Below are 22,857 nucleotides of genomic sequence, written 5' to 3' on the forward strand. Positions count from 1 at the left end.
GGGACATTTGGGGCAATTCATGCAAGGGAGCAAGCCGCAAGGCCGTCTGAGGCGCTGGCTGAGTGTCGCTGTTGTGGCGTTGGCTCCAAACGTGTCACTGGCATTGGAAACCTCTCTGACCGCACCGGGTGCGTCCAAAGAACTGGTGGAGCGTCTGAAAGAGACGTCATCCGTCACCACCGCCGAAGAGCGCGGCCTGGATACCCCGCTTGAAATCCTGTCCGCCGCATTGTCGGATTACCGCACGATTGTGCAGATCCTGTATGACGAGGGGTATTTCAGCCCTGTCGTCAGCATCAAACTGGACGGCCAGGAAGCCGCGGAAATGAGTTCGCTGACCGTTCCGGCAAAGATCGACCGGGCGGCGATTAACGTTGAAACCGGGCCCAGCTTTAAATTCGGCACCGCCACTGTACAGCCGTTGGCGCCTGACACCGTTCTGCCGGAAGAGTTCGCAACCGGCAAACTGGCAACAACCGGCGCTATTCAACAGGCCACTTCAGCTGGCGTGCAAGGGTGGCGGGATGCAGGCCATGCCAAGGCTGGGGTCGCGGGGCAGAAAGTCATCGCACGGCATTCTCAGGCGCAGTTGGACGCTCAGGTCACGCTGGAACCGGGGCGCAGGCTGACATTCGGTAAAATGTTCATCAAGGGCGACACGGATGTGCGCCACAGATCCATCGAAAAGATCGCTGGGTTTCCAAGTGGAGAGGTTTATTCGCCTGAAAAGATCCAAAAGGTCGGAACACGTCTGCGCCGCACCGGCACGTTCAACGTCGTTTCACTGCAAGAGCGTGAGACACCAAATCCAGATGGCACGTTAGACTTTGATGCAACTTTCGAAGACCTGCCCAAACGTCGCATAACCTTTGGTGTTGAAATCGCCTCGCGCGATGGTGTTGACGTGACAGCGACCTGGGCCCATCGCAATATGTTCAAACGCGCGGAACGTTTGCGCTTTGAAGCCGCGATACGCAACATCGGCGGGGCCGAGAACATCGACGGCCGGATCGGCTTGCGTCTGGATCAACCGGATCGCCTCGGCCCGGACGACAACACATTCTGGAGCGCGCTACTGGAACGGCGCAACACTGAAAACTACAACGTGTCGGTTGCGTCGCTGGCCTACGGTGCGCGTCGCACCTTCTCGGACAACCTCTATGCCGAAGCCTCTGCCGGTTTTCAGTGGTCGGATGCTGATGATGCGTATGGAAGCGGTCGCAAGTTCAGGTATTTCATCGTGCCGTTCCGCTCGGAATGGGACGAACGCGACAGTAAAGTCAGCGCCACACGGGGCTTTTATCTTGACTCACAAGTCATGCCCTTTGTTGGTATTTCCGGTACCGACACGGGCATCCGCCTGTTTTTTGATGGTCGGGCTTATACCAGCTTAGGGACAGGGGGTCGGATCGTTTTGGCCGGGCGCGCGCAGCTGGGTTCCGTAATTGGTCCCCCTGCCGATGGCGTCACGCCTGACTTCCTTTTCTTCTCGGGCGGTGCGGGAACCGTTCGCGGGCAACCCTATGAAAGCCTTGGCATTCCGGTTGGAACCGGCATCGCAGGCGGCAAGTCGTTTATCGGCTTGTCAGGTGAAATTCGCGGCAAGGTCACCGATAGCCTGTCACTGGTCGGGTTTTATGACTACGGTGTTGTCGATACGTCTTCGTTCATTGGCAGTGGTGCGGAAGATCACGCTGGTGCTGGGATTGGTGTAAGATACGATCTGGGCGGATTTGGACCTTTGCGATTTGATCTCGCCTATCCGGTGAGTGGTCCCACCGGCGACGGCCTGCAGTTTTACATCGGGATCGGACAGGCGTTTTGAGACGGTTTCTTTCATACCCTCTGCTGATCGGCACTCTGCTGCTTGCACCAACAGCCGGGCAAGCGCAGGAGGACGAAGGCGGCAGCATGATCGAGCGGTTCCTGCAGGATACGCTGTCAGGTGACAATCAGAACGTGACCGTCACGGGTCTTCAAGGCGCGCTGAGTTCGCGGGCCACCATCGCCGAGATTACGGTTGCCGACGATGAAGGGATCTGGCTGACCATCAAGGATGCGGTGCTGGACTGGAACCGTCTGGCGCTGATCCGTGGCCGGTTTTCCGTCAACGCCCTAACCGCACAGGAAATTGACATCGCCCGCACCCCGGGCACCACCACCAAAGATACGCCGCCCCCCGCAGCTGAAACGCAAGCCTTTCAACTGCCCGAACTTCCTGTTTCCATCGAAATCGGTGAAATCAGCATCAGCGAACTGTCTTTGGGCGAGCCACTGATCGGCGTTGCGGCAGAGTTGGCAGTGAACGGAAACCTGTCACTGGCGGATGGCACGCTGGATACAAATCTCGACATCACACGCCTGGACCGCGCCGGGGATGAAATCAAGCTGAGCGCGGGGTTTCAGAACTCTGACAGTCAAATCGATCTTGATCTTCAAGTGACCGAGGCGGCGGGCGGCCTGATATCTACGGCTCTTAAAATCCCGGATAGCCCACCCATTGGGCTGACCGCAAAAGGGTCCGGGCCGGTGAGCGATTTCACGGCGGATATTGGCCTCAGCAGTGATGGCCAACCACGCGTGACCGGACAGGTGCGCCTGCGTTCGGCACCGACCGCAGCGGCAAGCGCCGACGAGGGCATCGCCTTTACAGCCGATCTCGGTGGGGATCTGACGCCCTTTGTAGCCGAAAACATGGATATGTTCTTTGGCACCAAGACACAGTTGTTTGTGGACGGGCGAACCGAAGCAGATGGCGCGCTGACCATCAGTGATCTTGAGCTGACCTCTCAAGCGCTGAACCTCAAGGGTGAGCTGCAACTGGCCGCCGGTGGGCAACTGCAACTGGCCGCCTTGCAAGGGCGGATTACACCGCCGGACGGGCAAAACGTGGTACTGCCGGTTTCGGGCGGCGACACGTCCATCGAAGCGGCACAGATTTCGGCGTTGTTTGACGAGAAAAACGGCAATCTGTGGGACCTGAGCCTTACGGCCAACGGAATAAAGACGCCACAGATCGATTTGCAACGTGCTCAAATCTCGGCGCAGGGTACGCTGGAACAAGGGACGGCCCTGCAACTGGATGGCGATCTTCAGGCTGCTCTGGACGGGATCGACCTGGCTGACGATGCGCTGAACGCAGCCGTGGGCGAGCGCGTCACGCTGGATGGTGTGTTCGCCTATGGCAGTGATCAAACGGTCAATCTGTCCGGCGTGGAGCTGGTTGGTTCTGATTACGAACTGGGGCTGGACGCGGAGATCAGCGGCCTGTCCACAGGTCTGGCCGTAGATGGCACGGCCACGTTGCAGGCGACGGACTTGTCGCGGTTTTCGGATCTGGCAAAGATGGATCTTGGGGGCCAGGCGTCTGCACGGCTTGTGGGGCAAGGCTCTCCGCTGGAAGGCAGCTTTGACGGCAAGCTAGAGGTCGAAGGAAATGACCTGTCCACCGGGCGCGACGACATCGACCCGGTCATTCGCGGTAACACCACAATCACTGTAGACGCCAAGCGGGGTGCAGATGGCGTAACGATCCGGGATTTCACACTGATCGGGGACACCCTGCGTGCACAGGCTGACGGCACAGTTACCACGCCCGGTGGCAATCTGACCATCGACGGGCAGGCCACGGTCAATGCTCAGGACCTCTCCATCTTCTCGGGCCTTGCAAATCGCGAGCTTGGCGGTGCTATACAAGCACAGCTCAACGGTAAGGGCGCGGTTCAGACGCTGGAATTCGATGGGACCGCCAGCGTGACGAGCCGGGATATCAAAACCGGCATGTCTGAAATCGACCCCCTGGTTTCGGGTCGGACCGAGATCACCTTTGACGGTGCGCTCAGTCAGGATCAAATTGTGATCCGCGACGCCAAGGTGAACGGAACCGCCGTTACGGCACAAGCGGCAGCCACAATCGACGATCCGACAAGTGCGCTGGCTGTGGATGGCGAAGCCAGCCTGAACATCCCCGATCTGTCTCTGTTCTCGGGCCTTGCCAAACGCGACCTTGCCGGGTCAATCAAAACCGATGTTTCGGGCAAAGGTGCGTTAGGCAGCAAAAGCTTTGATGTGAAAGGCAAACTGGATGCGAACGACATCCAGACCGGAATCGACGCTGTCGACAAACTGATCCAAGGGCGCACCACCCTGACCGTGGACGCGCAAAATGGCGATGAAGGGCTTGATATCCGCGGTTTCCGGTTGAAGGGAACCGCCCTGTCGGCTGAGGCGTCTGGTAAACTCGATCGGGATGCCGGGGGGTTGAGCTTTACTGCTGCGCTGGACGACTTGGGCCGACTGTCGCAAACATTGACGGGGCCATTGAAACTGGATGGAAACGTCGCGCCCATAAGCACAGGCTTTGAAGGCACAGCCAATCTGCAAGGACCGGACAGCTCTTATGCCAAAGTCGCGGGTTCGGTCGATACGAACGGCTCAGCCGACTTGGACTTCGACGCAAAATTCAATCGCATTGAGCGGTTCGTCCCTGATTTCCCGGGCACCATCGCAGCGACGGGCAATGCAAAGCGGGACAATGGGCTTTGGACCATCGATGCCAAAGCCGAAGGGCCTGCCGACATCACCAGCACCGTTGCCGGAACCTTCGACGAAACCAGCACCGAAGCCGATCTTAAGGCGCAAGGCGGCGTCAACCTTGGGATTGCAAATATCTTTATAACACCCAACAAGATCGACGGGTCGGCACGTTTCAATTTGACCCTGAAAGGGGCACCTGCGCTGGCGTCGCTCAGCGGATCTGTCACGACCTCTGGCACATCACTTGCTATTCCAGATGCAGGCCAAACGATCACCGGTATCAGCGGCCAGATCGATCTGGCGCAAAGTCGTGCAACCATCAACCTCAGCGGTGGAGTACGCGCTGGCGGTGGCTTTACCGTTACCGGACCTGTTGACCTTACACCGCCTTTCAACGCCCAGATCACGACGGCGTTGAACAGCCTCGTGCTGACGGATCAGCTGCTTTACGAAACCACCCTAAACGGCCAGATTGCAATGACCGGAGCGCTTGCCGGAAACAGTTCATTGGCCGGGCAAATCACGTTCGACGAAACCAATATCAATCTCGCGGCCGCTTCCGGCGCGGTCGGGGCGGCACCGATCCCCGAGATTGAACATGTCAATGAAAGCCGTCCGGCCTTTGTCACCCGAGAACGCGCGGGGCTGGTTGTCACGGAAGAAGCCAGCCAAAGCAATTCCAGAATTGCTCTGGACATCAGCCTGCTGGCCCCCAAGGCCGTGTTCGTCCGAGGACGGGGCGTAAACGCAGAGTTGGGTGGCCGGATCTTCATCGGCGGCACCACCACTGCCGTTGTTCCGTCGGGCCAGATCGAACTGATCCGAGGCAATTTCGACATTCTGGGCCGCCGGTTGGCCCTGACAAAAGGCATCGTTACCCTCCAAGGCGACCTGACGCCTTATATCGAGTTCGAGTCCTCGGCCAGTACGTCGGACGGAACTGCCACAATCGAAATTGCGGGACCTTTGGATTCGCCCGAGGTCAACGTGTTCTCTGACCCCGAACGCCCAGCCGAAGAAGCGCTTGCGATGCTGCTGTTCGGGAATCGGTTCTCGGAGATTTCACCATTCCTGATTGCGCAGATGGCCGCCTCGCTGGCCCAACTCAGCGGCGCGGGCGGTGATGTAACCAAGGGCCTGCGGGACTCCACCGGCGTGGATACAATCGATGTCGGCGCTTCGGAAAGTGGTGCGGGTCGGTTGGGGGCTGGCGCGTATCTGGGTGAAAACCTGTACACCGACTTCACGGTCAATACCGAAGGCGATACCGAGGTGAACCTGAACCTGGATGTGACAGACAATTTCACGGTCAAGGGCACGGTTGATGGCCGCGGCGAAACCGGCATAGGGGTGTTTTTCGAACGCGATTATTAAAGCGTTATTTGCGGCGAATACCAATCGGCTGCCCAATCTGGGGCGCGGGTGGCAAAGACGCGTGATCCGACACCATCCGTGCCAACCGAGTGACCGCCCAATCCGGATAGGGTTCGGACCGACCTGTTCTGTGGCTGACATTCATGAACAGCACTTCTTGCGTGGCGCATACAGTCTGGTCGGGGGCCGAGATCATTTGACCGAAATAGTGCCCCCGTTTGTGATCTGCATCCAACAATCGAAACTGGAAATAGATCGTCATGTCGTCGGTCACTTCGCGCAGAAACTGCATGTGGGATTGCAAGACGTACGGCCCCTGCCCCAACGCATGGACCTGAGGCTCGCCAAGGCCAAGATGATCGACAAGCAACCGTTCAAAAGCCAAATCGAACGCGACGCCGTAATAGCCCACGTTCATATGCCCGTTGTAGTCGATCCAATCTGGATGCAGCGCAAACTCGTGAATTTCAACAGGCGCATCGTACGGACCATCATGGCCACCTAAGGGCTGGGTTTCTTGTGGCATGGCAACAGTCCTCACTCGTCCGGATCTTCAAAGATCGCAACGGCGCGGATGAACCCGGCCGACGCACCTTTGATCTTGAAGGGAAAACAGGAAATCTCAAACCCTGCCGGCGGAAGCGTTTCCAGATTAGTCAGCTTTTCCATGTGGCAATACCCGATCTCCATCGAGGCACGGTGCCCTTCCCAGATGATCGAGGGGTCTTTGGTCTCCGCATATTCCTGCGCGGTCAGCGGGAAGGGTGCATCCCAACTCCAGGCATCTGTTCCGGTCACCCGCACCCCGCGTTCGGTCAGGTACAAAGTCGCCTCACGGCCCATACCGCACCCCTTCATCAGATAGTCGGGTTGGCCGTACTGCGTCCCTGCTGACGTGTTGACCACCACGATATCCAACTGGTTCAGCGTGTGGCCTATCCGCTTCAACTCGGCTTCGACATCCGCAGCGGTAACCACATAGCCATCCTCGAAATGACGGAAATCCAGTTTAACACCGGGGTTCATGCACCATTCCAAAGGAACCTCATCAATGGTGATCGCCCGCTCGCCTTTGTTCATTGTGGAATGATGGTGATAGGGCGCGTCCAGATGGGTGCCGTTGTGGGTCGCGATTTGCAAACGTTCCAACGCCCAGCCCTCGCCATCCGGTAGGTCTTCTTTGGCAAGACCGGGAAAAAAGGACATGACCTGCTCGGCAGTTTGGTCATGGGTCAGGTATTCGATCTCGGGCAGCATGATCGGCGGGTCCGATACAATGCCGGTTTCCAGCGGGACGGACAGGTCCACAAAACGCCGCGCCATAGCATTCTCCGTTTTTGATCGTTGGTACAGGGTTGGCCGCGCGTAAGCTGCTGTCAAGACGCGAAAAAGGCGGCCCACTAAGACCGCCTTTTCGAAAGAGTGAGTGGCGCAGAGGTTATTCCGCTGCGATGGCGTCTTCGATCTTTTCGACCTTTATCGCCGAGAACTTGAACTCGGGGATCTTGCCATAGGGGTCGATGGCCGAATTGGTCAGCATGTTCGCAGCCGCCTCGACATAGGCAAACGGGATGAACACCATGTCTTCGGCAATCGCCCGGTCGGCACGCACCATGATCTCGATGGAACCGCGACGGGTCGTCAGACGGATCATCTCGCCCGGTTCGATCCCCATCAGCTTGAGCGTACGCGGATTCATCGAACAGTTCGCTTCCGGCTCTACGGCATCCAGAACAGTGGCGCGTCGGGTCATTGAACCCGTGTGCCAATGCTCCAACTGGCGACCCGTTGTGGCGATCATCGGATACTCTTCATCCGGGGCCTCATCCGGTGGGATGATGCTGGCCGGAGTAAACTTTGCCTTGCCGTCGGCCCGCGGGAAGCCGTCGCCGAACACGATGGACTGGCCCGGGTCGGTCTCGCTGAGCGACGGGTAAGTGATCGTCTCGGTTTCCAGACGTTCCCACGTGATGTTGTCCAACGACTCCATGGTCAGCTTCATCTCGGCAAAGACCTGAGACACATCGGTGTACTCCCAGTTCAGACCGATGCGCTGCGCCAACTCAACCGTGATCGCCCAATCCTCGCGCGCCTCACCCGGAGGTGCCACGGCCGGACGTACACGCTGTACCTGACGGTTGGTGTTCGACACAGTGCCGTTCTTCTCATACAGCGCCGAGGCGGGCAGGATAATGTCGGCATAGTTCGCCGTCTCGGTCAGGAAAATGTCCTGCACGATCATCAGATCCAGCTTGGCCAAAGCATCACGGGCGTGGTTTACATCCGGGTCGGACATGGCCGGGTTTTCGCCCAGAATGTACATGCCCTTGATGTTGCGCGCATAGATTTGATCAATGATCTCGGTAACGGTCAGGCCCTTCTCGTTCGAGAAATCGTCCGAACCCCAGACATCGGTAAACTGAGCCCGGATGTTGTCATCCGTGACGGTCTTGTAGTCCGGCAGGAACATCGGGATCAGACCCGCATCCGAGGCACCTTGAACGTTGTTCTGGCCACGCAGCGGGTGCAGACCCGCGCCGGGCTTGCCCACGTTGCCGGTCATAAGCGCCAGGCTGATCAGGCAGCGCGAGTTGTCGGTGCCGTGGATATGCTGGCTGACACCCATGCCCCAGAAGATCAGACCGGCCTTAGCCTGCGCAAAGGTGCGGGCCACGCGGCGCAACTGATCTGGTTCGATGCCACAGATCGGAGCCATCGCCTCGGGCGTGAACTGGCGCAGGTGCTCTTTCTCAGCCTCCCAGTTCTCGGTCCAGCGGTGAATGTACTGGCTGTCGTAGAGTTCCTCTTCAACAATCACGTTCATGATCGCATTCAGCATCGAGACATCAGCACCCGGGCGGAATTGCAGCATTTCGTCTGCGAATTTGCGCATCCCGACGCCGCGCGGATCCATCACAATCAGTTTGCCGCCGCGTTTGGTGAATTGCTTGAAGTAGGTCGCTGCAACGGGGTGGTTTTCAATCGGGTTGGCCCCGATGATGATTGCCACATCCGCGTTTTCGATCTCGTTGAAGGTCGCGGTCACAGCGCCCGATCCCACGTTCTCGATCAACGCTGCAACGGACGACGCGTGGCACAAACGGGTGCAGTGGTCGACGTTGTTGTGCTTGAATCCCTGACGGATGAACTTCTGGAACAGATAGGCTTCTTCGTTGGTACACTTGGCCGAGCCAAAACCCGCAACGCTGCGCGGGTCTTCTTCGCGCAGAGCCATCAGCTTGGTCGCGGCCAGATCCATCGCCTCTTCCCACGTTGCTTCGCGGAAATGGGTCGACAGGTCCGAAGGATCGACGTTCAGACCCTTTTCAGGGGCGTCTTCGCGCCGGATCAGCGGCTTGGTCAGGCGGTGCGGGTGGTGGATGTAGTCAAAGCCAAAGCGGCCTTTGACACACAGACGGCCTTCGTTAGCGGGACCGTTGATGCCCTCGACATATTTGACCTTGCCGTCTTTGACCTTCAGCGAGACTTTACAGCCCACACCGCAGAACGGGCAGACGCTTTCGGTCTCGGAATCGTAGTCCTTGCTGTCGCCCAGTTGCTGATCATCCAGCACGGTGGCGGGCATCAGCGCACCGGTCGGGCAAGCCTGAACACATTCACCACAGGCCACGCAAGTAGATGCGCCCATTGGGTCGTTCTGGTCAAACACCACCTGCGCGGTGTGGCCGCGACCAGCCATGCCGATCACGTCATTCACCTGCACGTCACGGCAAGCGCGAACGCAGAGGTTGCAGTTGATGCAGGCGTCCAGATTGACACGCATCGCAACGTGACTGTCATCCAGTAGCGGTATTTTCTCGGCCTCTTTTGCAGGAAATCGACTGTCGCTGACATTGTTCAGCTTGGCCATATCCCAGAAATGGCTGGACGCATCATGCGGCTGCTCGGGCTGGTCGGCCACCAGCAGTTCCATGACCATGGCACGCGATTTCTCGGCGCGGTCGGTGTCGGTTTTGACGACCATCCCTTCGGTAGCGGGGCGAATGCACGAGGCAACCAGAGTGCGCTCGCCTTCGACTTCGACCATGCACGCGCGGCAGTTGCCGTCTGGTTTGTAGCCGGGTGCCGGTTTGTGGCAAAGGTGGGGGATCACCAGTCCACGGCCATTGGCCGCTTCCCAGATCGTGGTGCCCTCGGGCACAGTGACGTCATCGCCGTTCAGGTTGAAGGTGACGGTCTTGGTTGGGCTTGCGTCAAGCATGGCTCTGTCTCCCTCAGATTTCGTCAGCGAAATGTTTCATGACCAGGCGGATCGGGTTCGGGGCCGCCTGCCCAAGACCGCAGATCGAGGCATCACCCATGACCTGGCACAGATCTTCCAACAGTTCGGTGTCCCATTTGTCGGCCTGCATCAGCTTCACCGCCTTTTCGCAACCCGCACGGCAGGGCGTACACTGACCGCAGCTTTCATCTTCGAAGAACCGCAGCATGTTCAGCGCAGCGTCGCGAGCGGTGTCCTGATCTGACAGAACCACAACTGCAGCGGAGCCGATGAAGGTGCCCAGTGGTTGCAAAGTGTCAAAGTCGAGCGGGACGTCGTCGATGCTGGAGGGGAGAAGACCTGACGACGGCCCGCCCGGTTGATACGCTTTGAACACATGGCCTTCTGCCATGCCGCCAGCGGCATCAATCACATCAAGAATGGTCGACCCTGCGGGCAGCAGGTACACACCGGGCTTTGCCACCCGGCCCGAGACCGAATAGCTTCGCAGGCCAGTGCGGCCATTCTTTTCGGTGCTGTTCAGGCATTCCGGCCCTTCACGGCACACTTTTGTGACCCAATACAGTGTTTCGACATTGTGCACCAAGGTCGGGCGGTTAAAGACACCAACTTGCGCCACGAACGGAGGACGGTGACGCGGCAGGCCCTTCTTGCCTTCAATCGACTCGATCATCGCGGATTCCTCACCGCAGATGTAAGCACCAGCACCCCGGCGCAGGTCGATGTAGCCTTTTTCGACAATACCCGCCTGTTCCAACGCGGCGATCTCGCGGCGCAGGATTTCCAGTACTGCCGGGTATTCATCGCGCATGTAGATAAAACAGGTCTCAGCCTCGACCGCCCAAGCGGCGATTAACATGCCCTCAAGGAAGACATGCGGCGTGCGTTCCAGATAGTAGCGGTCTTTGAACGTGCCCGGCTCGCCCTCATCTCCGTTTACGGCCAGATAGCGTGGACCTTCGTTCATGCGAACAAAGCCCCATTTCTTACCCGACGGGAAACCGGCGCCACCCAGACCACGCAGGCCCGAGGACAGGACGTCTTCTTGCACCTTTTCCCAATCACCACCATCGCGCAGCTCGTTCAGCTTGGCGTAGCCGCCATTGGCTTCATAGGCGGCGAAGGCTTCATAATCGGGCAGATGGGCATGGGTGTCGCCCGCTGCAATCGCAGCCTGTACCTTTTCGGGTGTCGCATGATCGATATGGTTGTGACCGATCTCCAACACCGGAGCTGTATCACAACGGCCCATGCAGGGCGCGCGCACGACGCGGACCTCAGCCGGGTCCAGACCGTCTTCCAGCGCCTTCTGCAACTGCTGGGCACCGGCCATTTCGCAGGACAGAGAATCACAGACCCGGATGGTCAGCGCAGGCGGAGGCGTTTCTTCCTCTTTCACCACATCGAAATGGGCATAGAAGGTCGCCGTTTCATAAATCTCGGCCTGTCCGACACGCATCTCAACAGCCAGCGCAGCGATGTGGTCGGCGCTGATATGGCCGTGTGCGTCCTGAATCAAATGCAGAAATTCGATCAGCAGGTCACGGCGGCGCGGGCGATCGCCCAGCAGGCGGTGAATCTCTGCCTGCGCCTCATCCGTGAATTGACGGCCTTTGGGCGTGTGCCGCCCCTTGCCTTTACCTGACTTCCAGACGCCCTTGGGTGCGCCTGATGGCTTGGTGTCTAATGGTGCCATGATGCCCTCCGATTGAGGCTCCGTGTCTCATCAGAATAGCATATCGTCAAATCTCTTGTCGCTATCGCACGATAACGACAGCTTATCACCGCAAAGACGTCACCACAGCACGCAAAGCCTGAACCGTCGGCAGTTCCGGATCGCGGTTGAGGGTCGCCAGACAAATCGGTTTGCTGACAATGGGATCGACCAAGGGCAGCACCTTGGTCCCCCTCAAATCGCCCAGCGCGCGCACCAGAACGCGGGGGACAACGGTGGCCGCCAGCCCCTCACGCGCCATCACCATCGAGGCCGTGAACCCGCTGGTTTCGGCCACAACATCTGGATGCAGGCCCATTTCGGCGAATATCCGGTCCAGAATTCTCCGGTTCTGCATCTGCGGTTCCAGCAGGCTGAGCGGGAATTCTGCCACCTGCGCCCAAGGGATCGGGCCGGTCTCGTCGGTCATATGTGACGGAATCAGCAGGACATAGGTTTCTTCGTACAGAGGCTGCACCTGCCGCAGATCGGTGCCGATGCTGTCGCCATAGGTGATACCTGCATCCAGACTGCCCTCGTCCAGGCGGTGCTGAATCGCGGTCGCTGACATGGTCTCGATCCGAGTGATGATACGCGGATGCGCGTCGCGCAGCCGTTTGATCAGGCGACCGGTGAAGGCGATCGCGGTGGGGATCACGCCAAGGATCAGCGTTCCGGTGATCTCACCTTTGGCGGCCAGCACCTGCTGTTCCAGCGCTTTGGTATCGTCGAGAATACGCCGCGCCCGCTGGACGATCATCTCGCCCTCTTCGGTCAGGCCCTGAAACCGGTTGGCGCGACGGACGATTGAGACGCCCAGCCGGTCCTCAAGGTTGCGGATACGCATCGAGAAGGCAGGCTGAGAAATCCCGCATTCCTCGGCCGCCTTGGCGAAATGGCGATGCCGCGCCAAAGCGCTGAGGAGTTGGAGATCGCGGATTTCGATCATGCACTAGAAACTCCACGTGTGATCAAGAGTCCAGACCAAGACTTATAGCTGGCCGGATGAATGCGCCATACATTTTGCCGTGCGTCCAACTATGACCCGGGTTCGCACCATTTTCGGGTTTTGACGGTTTTCACCAAGTCTGAAATCTCTAGGCGAACTATGTCGTGATCCAACCTCTTGCCCTTAAGAAAACACTGCAAATGATAAAACGGATTGTATGGCGCCTCGGAACCGAAATAGCGGGCACCATCCACATCACCAATGTCGATTTCAAATTCGTTTGCAATAGCTTGCAAAACTTCGGCACCATCGTCACCCGCCACGCCGAAATCGTGGAATAGAGAAGAACCTTCGTGTAACTTGGAAGGATCAACTCCAACCAGATCCGAGATCAAACTGATCAGCTTCTCAAAATCCTGACTGTCAGACAATTCAAGCTCCAGTTTCTGAGGAACGCACAACCACCAACAACGCAAAATCGTGGCGCAAGCAACGCAAATCCTCGGCGTCCACCAAAAACAGAGCGATGAACAGAGGCTATGTTTACGTATTAAACAAGAAATGCATCACGTCGCCATCTTTGACGATGTAACCCTTACCCTCGGCCCGCATCTTGCCCGCCTCTTTTGCACCCTGCTCTCCGTTCGCGGCGATATAGTCGTCATAGGCGATGGTCTCGGCGCGGATGAAACCCTTTTCGAAATCCCCGTGGATCACGCCAGCGGCCTGTGGCGCGGCAGTGCCGGTACGGATAGTCCAGGCGCGGGCCTCTTTCGGGCCGACGGTGAAATAGGTTTCCAGCTTGAGCAAGTCGTAACCCGCTCGGATCAGGCGGTCGAGGCCGGGTTCTTCAAGGCCCATTTCCTCAAGGAACATCTGGGCTTCGTCTTCTTCCAACAGGCTGATCTCTTCTTCGATCTTGGCGCTGATGATGACGTGAGAATTGCCCTGCGCGGCGGCCATCTCGGCCACTTTCGCTGAATACTCGTTGCCCTCAGCAGCTTCTTCTTCGGACACGTTGCAGACATAAAGCACCGGTTTGGTGGTCAGCAGTTGCAGCATCTTCCATGCCTTTGCGTCTTCGTCGCTCACTTCGACCAACCGCGCCGGCTTGCCGTTTTCCAGCATAGCTTGCGCCTCGGCCAACAGGCGATCCTGCTGCTGCGCTTCTTTGTCATTGCCCTTGAGCTTGCGCACCAGATTGGCACGGCGCTTTTCGATGCTTTCCAGATCGGCAAGCATCAGCTCTGTCTCGATGGTGTCGGCATCGGCCACCGGATCGACACGGCCATCCACGTGGGTCACGTCGCCGTCTTCGAAACACCGTAGCACATGTGCAATGGCGTCGGTTTCACGAATGTTGGCCAGAAACTGGTTACCCAGACCCTCACCCTTTGAGGCACCTTTGACCAGGCCGGCAATATCCACGAACGTCATCCGCGTTGGAATAATCTGTTTCGACGCAGCAATCGCGGCCAGCTTGTCCAGACGGTCATCCGGCACGGCCACGTCGCCCACGTTTGGCTCGATGGTGCAAAACGGGAAGTTCGCCGCCTGCGCGGCTGCGGTTTTGGTCAACGCATTGAACAGGGTCGATTTGCCCACATTCGGCAGACCCACGATTCCCATTTTAAAGCCCATCACGGCCTCCTGCTTAGAATACGAACGCAGCTTCTATGCAGGTCAGCCTCAATGCGCAAGCCATTGCTGGGCTGATTGCAACTGAGTCCTTTTCGACACATCACAAAACCGTTCCAAAAACGTGTTCTTGGAGGAATTGAAAAAGAGGCATTACGATTACCACTTAGCATTGCACCACAAGATCTTTTCGGCAGAACACGATGAAACGACTTCTTTTTGCAGCCGCTCTGACCATTTCCGCCCACGCGACAGCGCACGCCCAAACCGTTGTCTTCGGGGCCGGGTACTCAGACTTTTCCGAAGCGACATCCGAAGATCAGGCTTTGATCGCCCTAGAGTATCATCACACTCCGTTTCACCAGGCGACACGGTTCAGTGCTGGCTGGGGTGCTGCCTTTTCTGTGGACGAAGACGGGGATACACATATCGGTGCCGGGCTGGTCGGGCTGTATTCTCTGGGTGAGCGTTGGTTTGTCGAAGGCAGCGTCATGCCGGGGTACTTCAACGCCAGTAATGACCAGAATGACCTAGGCGGAGACTTTCAGATCCGCAGCTTGCTGGGACTGGGCTATAGCCTCAAAAACGGAAACAGCGTCTCTGTTGCGATTACCCATAAATCCAACGCTAGCACCCAGGACGAAAACCCCGGAGTGAACGCGGTGCTGCTGCGCTATCATCTGGGCTTCTGATCTATTCCTGCCCTCGCGGGATTGATTTTCGGTCAAAGTTTCTGCACACGGGTCCAAACCCGAGTGCAAGGACATCCGATGACCCGTATCGACGCAAAGTTTGCCGCCCTGAAGGCCGAAGGAAAAAAGGCTTTTGTTGCCTATGTCATGGCCGGAGACCCTGACTATGATACCTCACTTGAAGTGGTTAAGGGTCTGCCGGGCGCTGGTGTAGACGTCATCGAACTGGGCCTGCCATTTACCGACCCGATGGCCGATGGGCCGACAATTCAGGCAGCGGGTCAACGCGCTTTGGATGGCGGCATGACGTTGCAACGCACATTGGATCTGGCCCGCACATTCCGGGAAACGGACGATACGACTCCGATTGTCCTGATGGGGTATTACAACCCAATTTACAGCCGGGGTGTAGACGCATTTCTGGCCGATGCAAAAGAAGCCGGGATTGACGGTTTGATCGTTGTGGACCTGCCGCCGGAAGAAGACGAAGAACTGTGCCTGCCCGCTCAGGCGGCGGGGTTGAACTTCATCCGTCTGGCAACCCCGACCACTGACGACAAGCGCCTGCCGCGCGTTCTGCAGAACACATCCGGTTTCGTTTATTACGTCTCGATCACCGGGATCACCGGCGCGGCCGAAGCTCAGGCAACGGATGTTGGCCCCGAAGTCGCTCGCATCAAAGCCGCGACAGATTTGCCGGTGATCGTGGGTTTTGGCATCAACACGCCCGAGAAGTCCCGCAATATCGCATCCGTGTCCGACGGTGCCGTTGTCGGATCGGCGATCGTGAGCCAGATCGGCGCAGGCAAACCGGTAGCCGAAGTACTGGATTTTGTTAAATCTCTGTCAGATGGGGCGCACAGCGTCTGACCTAGAGAGCGCATTTCAATAACTAACAAACCGCCGCAGAATGCCCTGCGGCGGTTTTTTTGACGGCCGGTCACGTGGTCAATCCATTGCAGGCCTTGGAAGGGATTGGTAAGGAAAATTAACCAGAAAACCCAGAGGTCCGTAGCCATGCCCGTGATTACCAATATCGAAGACCTCAGGCGCATATATGAACGTCGTGTACCACGGATGTTCTATGACTACGCCGAAAGCGGCAGTTGGACGGAACAGACGTTTCGCGAAAACAGCAGTGATTTTGAAGAAATCCGTCTGCGCCAACGGGTAGCGGTTGATATGTCCGGGCGTTCGACATCATCACAGATGATTGGCGAGGATGTTTCGATGCCGGTTGCACTAGCACCGGTCGGTCTGACGGGGATGCAGCACGCGGATGGAGAAATGAAAGCGGCCAAAGCGGCCGAGGAGTTTGGCGTACCTTTCACCCTGTCCACCATGTCGATCAACTCGATCGAGGAGGTGGCAGAACACACCAACAAGCCATTCTGGTTCCAGCTTTATACGATGAAGGACACGGATTACGTCAGCCGACTGATCCAGCGCGCCAAAGACGCCAAATGTTCAGCGCTGGTAATCACTTTGGATCTGCAAATTCTTGGTCAACGCCACAAGGACCTGAAAAATGGCCTTTCTGCCCCTCCGAAACTGACGGCAAAAACCATCGCCAACCTGATGACCAAATGGACTTGGGGTGTCCAAATGCTGCGCGCGCAAAGACGCGAATTCGGCAACATCGTAGGGCATGTAGAAGGCATCTCAGACGCTTCGTCGTTAGGTGCCTGGACCGCCGAGCAGTTCGATCCCAGCCTGGATTGGGCCAAAGTCGAAAAACTGATGGAACAATGGGGCGGCAAGGTCATCCTGAAAGGGATACTGGATGCCGAAGACGCCAAGATTGCTGCCAAGCTGGGCGCTGACGCCATTGTTGTGTCCAACCACGGGGGGCGTCAACTGGACGGTGCCCTGAGTTCGATCCGCGTGCTCCCCGAGATCATGGATGCTGTCGGTGGAGATATCGAGGTGCATCTGGACAGCGGCATCAGGTCCGGGCAGGACGTTTTAAAGGCATTGGCCTTGGGGGCGAAAGGCACCTATATCGGGCGCGCTTTTGTGTATGGTCTTGGGGCCATGGGGCAAAAGGGCGTAACCACAGCGCTGGAAGTAATCCAAAAAGAACTGGACACCACAATGGCACTTTGCGGTGAGCGTAAAGTGACCGATCTTGGCCGCCATAACCTTCTTGTGCCCGAAGATTTTGGCGGTCGCTGGCAAGGCTGAACCGGTTGTTATTGGGGGGCTCTGCCCCCGGTCGCCCGATGGGCGCCTCCCCCGAGATATTTATAGCCAGATGAACAGAGGATCCTTGCTTCATCTGGCTATAAATATCTCGGAGCGCGAGGCAGAGCCTCGCAAAAAGGAAAACGGCTAAAAACCTCTTTCCAAACTCAATGAATCAAGCTAAGGACGCCGCTTAACGCGGGCATACAGCCTTGGAGGATGCCCGCCCTAACATTGGAGAATTATCATGGCTGGAGAGATTCCTGATCTCGTAGCTCTGGAACGGACGGGGACAGGCAAGGGCGCCGCTCGTCAGGCACGCCGCGACGGCATGGTTCCGGGCATTGTTTTTGGTGGCGATAAAGAGCCGCTGCCGATTCAGATCCCGTTCAACGAGTTGTTCAAGCGCCTGAAAGCAGGCCGCTTCAAGTCGACTCTGTGGAACCTGAAAGTTGACGGCCACGAAGACGTCCGCGTCATCTGCCGCGACGTTCAGCGTGACATCGTCAAAGACTTGCCGACCCACCTGGACCTGATGCGTCTGCGCCGGACCACCAAAATCGCGCTGTTTATCCCCGTTGAGTTCATCAACGAAGACGAAGCGCCCGGCATCAAGAAGGGCGGCGTTCTGACTGTTGTCCGTCCGGAAGTCGAACTGGTCTGCACCGCGGGTGATATCCCTGAGAAGATCACCGTGGATGTGACCGGTCTGAACATCAACGACGTTGTCACCATTTCGTCGGTCGACCTGCCCGCAGGCACCAAACCGACCATCGACCGTGACTTCGTGATTGCCAACATTTCGGCACCAACAGGTCTGTCCACAAGCGACGACGAAGAAGGTGAAGAAGTGGCAGCTGACGAGGTTGAAGTCGTCGGTCAGGACGCTGAAGAAGAATAAGCTCGAACTTAAAGAGTTCGGATTTTGGAAACGGGGCCCTGTCGGGCCCCGTTTTCTTTTGCCGCTCGGGCTGGAAACAGGTGGCATTCCGTGCCATCAACCACCTGCATCGCAAAAGGATGAGACTATGAAACTGTTTGTCGGATTGGGGAACCCGGGGTCGAAATACGCCCGCAACCGGCACAATATTGGCTTCATGGCCGTGGAACGGATCGCCGAGGATCACGGCTTTGGCCCATGGAAATCCAAATTCCAGGCCGAAATCGCCGAGGGGCGTTTGGGTGATGAAAAAGTTCTGCTGATCAAACCGCAGACCTTCATGAACCGGTCGGGTCAGTCGGTGGGAGAAGCGATGCGGTTCTACAAACTGGATTCAACCGATGTGACCATCTTTCACGACGAGCTGGACCTCGCCCCCGGCAAAGTCCGCGTGAAAGCGGGTGGAGGACATGCCGGGCATAATGGCCTGCGCTCGATCCATGATCACATCAGCCCGGCTTATGACCGCGTGCGGTTGGGGATCGGGCATCCGGGGCGGAAAGAGATGGTCTCGGCCTATGTTCTGGGCGATTTTGCCAAGGCAGATGCCGACTGGCTGGATGATGTTCTGCGCGGGGTTTCAGACGGCGCGGCATATTTGGCAAACGGAGATGGTGGCAAATTCATGAATGCGGTCGCGCTGCGCACTGCTCCACCGCGATCTTCGAAGACCCCTGCCCCGAAGACCCAGGCAAAGCCTGATACACCACCAGAACCAGTGGTTGATGACCGCTCTGCCATGCAGAAGCTGTTGGACAAATTCAAATAGCAGGTCCAAAACCTTCCGTTACGTAGCCATTGCAGAATGAATGCGGCCGCGATCCAATACCGTGGACCAAGGGAGGCTAAGGGATGAGAACCTTCTTGAAATGGGTGCTGCGCATCGGTGTAGCGCTGACTTTGGCAGCCGTTGCCGTAGGGTTGTGGAAACGTGAAGAGCTACAGCGCCTGATGGCTGTGAACTCGCTGTTTTCCGAAGAAAAGATCGTTCACAATTTTTCGCATATGGACGCGGCTTTTTTGACTGTTGATCTGCCCCGTGGCGACGCCCCGACATGGGAGCTGCCTTATGGCGACGGGTTTGATTTGCCGGACGGCACCGACGCCTGGATCGATGAACGCTCTGTCACCTCGTTGCTGGTGATGCAGGACGGCGATATCCGGTTCGAGGAATACTATCTGGGCACCGGACCGGATGACCGTAGAATCTCGTGGTCGGTGGCAAAAAGCTATTTGTCAGCTCTGTTCGGGATTTTGTTGGATGAGGGCGCAATCGAGTCGCTGGATGACCCGGTGGTAAAATACGCGCCAAAACTCAAGGGCAGCGCGTATGAAGGCGCGACAATCCGCAATGTGTTGAACATGGCCAGCGGGGTCACCTTTGACGAGGATTATCTGGACCCGAATTCCGACATCAACAGGATGGGGCGCGTGATCGCCTTAGGTGGTGAGCTGGACGATTTCGCGGCATCCTTGCAAGTCAGCTTCGCGACGCCGGGCGAAACCTGGCAATACGTCTCGATCGACACACACGTCCTGGGCATGGTGATACGCGGCGCGACCGGGCAGAGCGTTGCAGATCTGCTGACTGAAAAAATCATTCAACCCTTGGGCCTGGAACGCGACGGATACTACGTTACCGACGGTACCGGTGTTGCTTTTGTTTTGGGCGGCCTAAACTTCACCACGCGCGATTTTGCTCGGTTCGGTCAGATGATCCTGCAAGACGGCGAAGTGAATGGGCAGCAACTGGTCCCCGCCGCATGGATATTTGAGGCCACGCAACCCAGCGCCCCGACGGCACAAGGCAAGATCGGGTATGGCTATCAGTGGTGGATACCCCGAGGTGCGCATGAAGGAGAGTTTCTGGCGCGTGGCGTTTACGGTCAGTATATCTATTTCAATCAGCCCCGCGGTGTTCTTATCGTCTCGACCGGTGCAGATCGCCTGTTCCGTGAACCCGGCGTGAATGATCAGAACATCGAAATGTTCCGCAAGATCGCAGAAAGCCTGTAAGGTAGCCTTATGCAAAAGCAAGACAGTATCAATGTGCTGGGTGGTGTCCTCGCCCCCTGCTCAAGAGATCCCCTAACCGGCTTTTTCCGGGACGGCGCTTGTAACACCTGCCCCGAAGATCAGGGCAGCCACACCGTTTGTGCGGTGATGACAGCCGAGTTTCTGGCCTTCTCGAAATATGTCGGAAATGATCTGAGCACTGCACGGCCCGAATTCGACTTTCCCGGTCTCAAGCCCGGTGACAGCTGGTGCCTTTGCGCCAGCCGCTTTCTACAAGCCCATGACGAAGGATGTGCGCCTCAGGTCCATCTTGAGGCCACGCATCAACGCGCGCTAGAGATCGTGCCCCTTGAGATATTGCGACAGCACAAAGCGGAAAAATGAAAGCCTCAAAACGGTTATGCCTGATCCGCTCAAGTCGGGTCAGAAGGACATTTGCCAGAGCAGGTTAACGCTGTAGTTCTCGAACCCGCTTTCACCAATGCCGTCATAAAACACGTTAGCCGCAAGCACACTATTGTTCTCTAGTCGGTAGTCAAAGCCCAAATCCGCACGGGCACGGGCCGTATCGCCAATCGGTGTCACGCCGGGGACAGTGCCGGTGCCCGAGGTTGTACTCCAGATCCCTGACAATCCACCGGTTAGCTCCATGGCACCACGCGACACCTGGATAGGGTGACTGAAATCCATACCCAACCGCGCCGTAGTGAGGCTGAAGTCCTGCTGTGGAATGAGGTTCCCCAAACTGTCAGTGTACGCCTTCTGATCATCGCTGGCATAGCTGACATCCAGCAATGGCATCAAAGTCAGGGCTCCTCGCTTGATTTCGCCAGTGACGCGCGATTGCACCAACCAGCGATCGCTGTCGAAACTATCAGTATAGGTCCCAAGTGGAGAGATGTCGTTGTCAGCCTGTCCATACAGAGCGCGCCCTTCAAAAAACACCGGCTGGCTGGGCAACTTGGCGACCACGTAAGGGCCAATCAGCCACCCCGTGCCGTCAACGCTGGCCGGACCGTTTTCTGTTTCGGCATAGTCGAGTTGCAGCATAGCGCCGATCAGAAGGTTCGAATTGACCTGACGATGCGCGCCCAGAACAGCCAACGCATAAGAGCTGTCGAAATTGTCCTGTGAACTCCAGTTGCCGGTCAGATTGAACCAGACTGGGTTGGATGGATCTGAGGCAAAGTTCAGATAACCCGAACCTTGCGTTATCGAGGTGTCCAACACGCCAGAGCCCGAACGCTGCAAAAACCGGGTCAGTCCGGGCTGGTTTGTTGTAAGGCTGGTGGCCCGTGCGTTCTGAAAGGCCTGTATCAGCCGCTGCGTATTTGTAACCGCCTGTACCGTCGTCACAGTGTTGGAGGCCAGGTTCAAATTCCCTGCCGCGTCGGTGAATACACCCGCTGGAACGAACAGTTCGATGGTGCCGTTGTTTTGCGGTGTCAGCGTTGCAACATAGTTGGTCCCTGACCCTGTCAGGGTGGCCGTTGCGTTTGTCACCGACAGGTCCCCCACAGTGAAATCGGTGCTGGGTTCGCTGAGTGTGATCGACGCCTGAAACGTACCATTTCCTGTAGCCGTCAATGCTCCGATTGTGGCCGTTGGTTGGGTTGTATCCACCAGTGTTCGTGTGTTGATTGGAACCGTGTTCGTTACACCGGACAGCGCGAATTCATATCGATAGAGCGGCCCACCTGCGGTTTCCTGTGCTGTAAAGACAAACCCCATGTATCCATCAGCAGCATAAGTCGAATCTGCCCCGTCCTGACTGATAATAGTCGGATTGATCCAACCAAGCCCAGTCAACGCGGCAGGGGTGATTGCTGGCAAAACCGTGGAAACAGATCCCAAGCTGTAAAAGGTGCCCGCCGGGACAGATCCCCCCGCAGATACGAAGGCCGAGCCCAATGCCGGATTGTTGGAAAGCGCCACATTGCCGCCGCTGGGCGTCGGGTTGTTCTGCACTATGAAATTGGTGCCAAGCGCTGCACCCTGTTTCGTGCCCCCAAGCAATAGCGCTGCAACAAGCAGCAAGAGGCTTGACAACCTCAACATAGCTGACCTTACCATTTTACCTCCTACAGCACTGCGCGGGTGCCAAACAAAAAGGGGCTTGAGTCAAAACAGCAACCCAAGCGTGTCATCTCTTGCGCCAACAAGTAGAGACATCCCCGATAAACCGGCTCCCAAAACCAGTTTACAAAACGTTAAATCAATTCTGAGAAGTTGTATAGAATGTGGGATTGCACGACAAAGCGCCGACAACTACGCAATTGTTAAGCGTTTTTTGTAAGCTGTTTAGGTCGCACCAATGAACCAGAGGTTTTTGAAGGTGTTATGCAAGAAAACGGCCCGCAACGGCAGATGGAAAACCAGCGGTGTTTTGGGAGTTAAAGCTGAGAAAAGTTAGCAAAATTGCAACAGTTCATGCGATCAAATCAGGCTATCCTCAATCAAGAAACACCGTCTTTCCTACTCGACCAGACACCTAGTCCGCACTCGATTCCTTAGGTTTGGTGACTCTACTTATAGGCGAGTTCAACAAAGCGTAAGGTTGGATAGAAGAAA

At 57.1% G+C, this 22,857-nt stretch carries 17 protein-coding genes; 9 read left to right on the top strand and 8 right to left on the bottom strand.

The annotated features are described in order from the left end of the window. The first annotated feature begins 19 nt into the window (after positions 1–19). Complete coding sequence (locus tag GOV90_RS05740; protein ID WP_171094286.1) at positions 20–1,825, top strand: autotransporter assembly complex family protein; 1,806 nt, start codon at positions 20–22, stop codon at positions 1,823–1,825. Continuing rightward, entirely contained in the window at positions 1,822–5,910 is a 4,089-nt protein-coding gene (locus GOV90_RS05745) for a translocation/assembly module TamB domain-containing protein (protein WP_254429069.1), read from the top strand. The genes GOV90_RS05740 and GOV90_RS05745 overlap by 4 nt, the downstream gene beginning before the upstream one ends. A gap of 4 nt (positions 5,911–5,914) precedes the next feature. On the opposite strand, the gene GOV90_RS05750 is transcribed toward GOV90_RS05745, so the two are convergent. The 7 genes from GOV90_RS05750 to ychF form a co-directional block, all read right to left on the bottom strand. Then, positions 5,915–6,436 carry a thioesterase family protein gene (locus tag GOV90_RS05750; RefSeq protein WP_171094289.1) on the bottom strand — a complete coding sequence of 174 codons (522 nt, stop codon included), beginning with the start codon at positions 6,434–6,436 and terminating at the stop codon, positions 5,915–5,917. Positions 6,437–6,447: 11 nt separating this feature from the next. Next, a complete protein-coding gene (locus tag GOV90_RS05755; RefSeq protein ID WP_171094291.1) occupies positions 6,448–7,233 on the bottom strand; it encodes a cyclase family protein in 786 nt (261 codons plus the stop codon). A gap of 115 nt (positions 7,234–7,348) precedes the next feature. Then, positions 7,349–10,132 carry a formate dehydrogenase subunit alpha gene (fdhF, locus tag GOV90_RS05760; RefSeq protein WP_171094293.1) on the bottom strand — a complete coding sequence of 928 codons (2,784 nt, stop codon included), beginning with the start codon at positions 10,130–10,132 and terminating at the stop codon, positions 7,349–7,351. 13 nt (positions 10,133–10,145) lie between these two features. Beyond that, entirely contained in the window at positions 10,146–11,849 is a 1,704-nt protein-coding gene (locus GOV90_RS05765; RefSeq protein WP_171094295.1) for an NAD(P)H-dependent oxidoreductase subunit E, read from the bottom strand. An 85-nt stretch (positions 11,850–11,934) separates the two neighbouring features. Beyond that, a complete protein-coding gene (locus GOV90_RS05770) occupies positions 11,935–12,816 on the bottom strand; it encodes a LysR family transcriptional regulator (protein ID WP_171094297.1) in 882 nt (293 codons plus the stop codon). Positions 12,817–12,905: 89 nt separating this feature from the next. Continuing rightward, positions 12,906–13,247 (bottom strand): DUF1493 family protein, encoded by a 342-nt coding sequence (locus GOV90_RS05775; RefSeq protein WP_171172826.1) that lies wholly within the window; start codon positions 13,245–13,247, stop codon positions 12,906–12,908. Between the two features lie 112 nt (positions 13,248–13,359). Further along, complete coding sequence (gene ychF / locus GOV90_RS05780; protein ID WP_171094301.1) at positions 13,360–14,457, bottom strand: redox-regulated ATPase YchF; 1,098 nt, start codon at positions 14,455–14,457, stop codon at positions 13,360–13,362. 200 nt (positions 14,458–14,657) lie between these two features. Between ychF and GOV90_RS05785 the strand changes: the two genes are divergently transcribed. The 7 genes from GOV90_RS05785 (at position 14,658) to GOV90_RS05815 (ending at position 20,670) form a co-directional block, all read left to right on the top strand. Then, on the top strand, positions 14,658–15,146 hold the full coding sequence (locus tag GOV90_RS05785; RefSeq protein ID WP_171094303.1) for an acyloxyacyl hydrolase: 489 nt from the start codon (positions 14,658–14,660) through the stop codon (positions 15,144–15,146). A 78-nt stretch (positions 15,147–15,224) separates the two neighbouring features. Beyond that, positions 15,225–16,016: a tryptophan synthase subunit alpha gene (gene trpA / locus GOV90_RS05790; RefSeq protein WP_171094305.1), complete on the top strand. Its 792-nt coding sequence runs from the start codon at positions 15,225–15,227 to the stop codon at positions 16,014–16,016. 147 nt (positions 16,017–16,163) lie between these two features. Continuing rightward, positions 16,164–17,330 (top strand): alpha-hydroxy acid oxidase, encoded by a 1,167-nt coding sequence (locus GOV90_RS05795; RefSeq protein ID WP_171094307.1) that lies wholly within the window; start codon positions 16,164–16,166, stop codon positions 17,328–17,330. Between the two features lie 247 nt (positions 17,331–17,577). Further along, entirely contained in the window at positions 17,578–18,231 is a 654-nt protein-coding gene (locus GOV90_RS05800) for a 50S ribosomal protein L25/general stress protein Ctc (protein ID WP_171094310.1), read from the top strand. A 127-nt stretch (positions 18,232–18,358) separates the two neighbouring features. After that, the gene (gene pth / locus GOV90_RS05805) at positions 18,359–19,039 is read left to right on the top strand and encodes an aminoacyl-tRNA hydrolase (RefSeq protein ID WP_171094311.1); all 681 of its coding nucleotides are present in this window, start codon (positions 18,359–18,361) and stop codon (positions 19,037–19,039) included. A gap of 83 nt (positions 19,040–19,122) precedes the next feature. After that, the gene (locus GOV90_RS05810; protein WP_171094313.1) at positions 19,123–20,286 is read left to right on the top strand and encodes a serine hydrolase; all 1,164 of its coding nucleotides are present in this window, start codon (positions 19,123–19,125) and stop codon (positions 20,284–20,286) included. Positions 20,287–20,295: 9 nt separating this feature from the next. Beyond that, positions 20,296–20,670 (top strand): DUF2237 family protein, encoded by a 375-nt coding sequence (locus GOV90_RS05815; protein ID WP_171094315.1) that lies wholly within the window; start codon positions 20,296–20,298, stop codon positions 20,668–20,670. 39 nt (positions 20,671–20,709) lie between these two features. On the opposite strand, the gene GOV90_RS05820 is transcribed toward GOV90_RS05815, so the two are convergent. Next, positions 20,710–22,359 (bottom strand): Ig-like domain-containing protein, encoded by a 1,650-nt coding sequence (locus tag GOV90_RS05820; RefSeq protein WP_171105819.1) that lies wholly within the window; start codon positions 22,357–22,359, stop codon positions 20,710–20,712. Positions 22,360–22,857: the final 498 nt, after the last annotated feature.

It is taken from the genome of Ruegeria sp. HKCCA5929, assembly GCF_013034525.1.
GTDB lineage: Bacteria > Pseudomonadota > Alphaproteobacteria > Rhodobacterales > Rhodobacteraceae > Ruegeria.